The sequence below is a fragment of the Bradyrhizobium sp. P5_C11_2 genome, from assembly GCF_054049755.1.
The window spans coordinates 1-1,907 of record NZ_JBFULT010000891.1; the positions used below are offsets into that span (position 1 = coordinate 1).

At 65.1% G+C, this 1,907-nt stretch carries 3 protein-coding genes; 2 read left to right on the forward strand and 1 reads right to left on the reverse strand.

What is annotated here, in order from left to right:
• Window positions 1-28 precede the first annotated feature (28 nt).
• The gene (locus ACXJL8_RS39935; RefSeq protein ID WP_456618679.1) at window positions 29-799 is read right to left on the reverse strand and encodes an enoyl-CoA hydratase; all 771 of its coding nucleotides are present in this window, start codon (window positions 797-799) and stop codon (window positions 29-31) included.
• A 155-nt stretch (window positions 800-954) separates the two neighbouring features.
• Here ACXJL8_RS39935 and ACXJL8_RS39940 point away from each other — a divergent pair, with 155 nt between their 5' ends.
• Window positions 955-1,494 carry a PaaI family thioesterase gene (locus tag ACXJL8_RS39940; protein ID WP_456686914.1) on the forward strand — a complete coding sequence of 180 codons (540 nt, stop codon included), beginning with the start codon at window positions 955-957 and terminating at the stop codon, window positions 1,492-1,494.
• 59 nt (window positions 1,495-1,553) lie between these two features.
• On the forward strand, window positions 1,554-1,907 hold a 354-nt coding region (locus ACXJL8_RS39945), incomplete at its 3' end, for a TetR/AcrR family transcriptional regulator (protein WP_456686915.1).

The following is a 1,907-nucleotide window of genomic DNA, read 5'->3' on the forward strand; positions in this document are numbered from 1 at the left end:
TCGCAAGGAGGCGCTTGTCCTTGCGAGACTACCGCTTCCTGTTCACAAACGCCTGCATCAGCCGCGTCGGCTCGTCGGTCAAAAACGACTCGCCGAACACCTTGACGCTCAAATTCACCGACTCCGTCAGCGGCAGTTCCTCCCACTGCCGCAGCAGCGCCTTCTGCGACCGGAGTGCCTCGGGGCCGCATTCGAGCAGCGCCTTCACAAGGTGCTCGACCTCGGCATCCAGTCCGCCGGGCGCGGCGACCTTGTCCACCAGTCCCCAGGCCAGCGCGGTCGGCGTGTCGATGTTCTCCGCCGTCATCACCAGCCAGCGCGCGCGGGCCCAGCCGATCAGGCGCGGCAGCAGCGCGGCGTGGATTACGGAGGGAATGCCGACGCGGACCTCCGGCATGCCGAAATGCGCATCGTGGCCTGCGATCCGGAAATCGCAGGCGGCCGCCACTTCGAGCCCGCCGCCAAGGCACCAGCCGGGCATGCGTGCGATCACCGGGGCCGGGAAGGCGCGCACGGCCTCGCAGAGATCGCGCAGGCGGCTGATGAAGGCTTCCGCGGACTTCTGGTCGAGCCTGGCCATCTCCTTGATGTCGGCGCCGCCGATCATGCTCTTCTCGCTCTGGCCGCGCAGCACCACGACACGGATGCCGCGATCGGAGGCAAGCTGCTGCAAGCCTTGGCGGACCGCGTCGGTCACGGGCGAGCCCAGGATGTTGAGCGAGCCGGCGTTGCAGATCGTGACATGAACGACGCCGCGCGCATCGCGCGTCACGCCGCAGTGTTGATTGAGCATTTCCATGGCGGGGTCTCGGAGGTTTCGTGGACGCGCGCGAGGGAGCGCAGGCCGTGCTCACTTCCGGGCCGAAACGCCGTGCTTGTCAAGCGGGCGGGAGACGGAGTTGCCAGCGCGAAGTCCGCAGCATAGTATGACACATATCATACAAAGGGGCGGCCATGACCAACATCGACCAACTCGATCTGTATTCGCCGGCGCAACGGCGCGAGCGCGTGGTGGACTGGCAGGTGCCGGCGCCGGTCGCCAAGGCGGCGATGGGGCTTTCCGGTATGGACGCCATGCTCGGGATCCGCGACGGTCGGCTGCCGCCGCCACCCTTCGCAAAACTGATTGGCTTCACCATGGCCGTGGTCGAGCCGGGCCGGATCGTGATGGAACTGGAGCCGCGCGAGGATCTCGAAAATACCATCGGCCTCCTGCACGGGGCGACCGCCGCGGCGCTGCTCGACACCGCCATGGGATGCGCGGTTTCGACCAGGCTGGAGGCCGGGCAGGGGTCCGTCACGCTCGATCTGAAGCTGACCTTCCTGCGTCCGCTCTCGGTCCGTTCCGGGGTGATCTCCGCCGAAGGTAAAGTGATCAAGCTGGGACGCCAGAGCAGCTACACCGAAGGCTTCGTCCGCGACGGCAAGGGCGYGCTCGCAGTCCATGCAACTGCAACCTTTTCCATGATTGGTAACAATTTAAATGCGAATTAAGAAGCCATTCGCGGCATTTGCGTGTTATGAAATGACCTCCGACATTCAATGAGAGCCGCATGCGCTACTCCCGGGAACACAAGCAGGAAACCCACGATCGCATCGTGAAGAAGGCTTCCGTGCGGCTGCGCGAAAAGGGCGCCCACGGCATCGGCGTCGCCGACCTCATGAAGGAGGCGGGCCTGACCCATGGCGGCTTCTACGCGCATTTCGATTCCCGCGAGGCGCTGGTGATCGAGGCCTTCGGTTATGCGATGGACCGCTCGATGGAGCACTGGCGCAAGCAGTCCGATCAGGTCGCGCCCGAGAAGCAGTTCACTCAGATCGTCGAGACCTATCTCTCGACGCTGCATCGCGACAATCCCGGTCATGGCTGCTCGATCCCCGCGCTGGGTGCCGAGATCGCCCGTGAA

What these genes read in the sequence shown, in the direction of transcription:
- ACXJL8_RS39935 (WP_456618679.1), bottom strand. Translation starts at nt 799, where the DNA reads ATGGAAATGCTCAATCAACACTGCGGCGTGACGCGCGATGCGCGCGGC.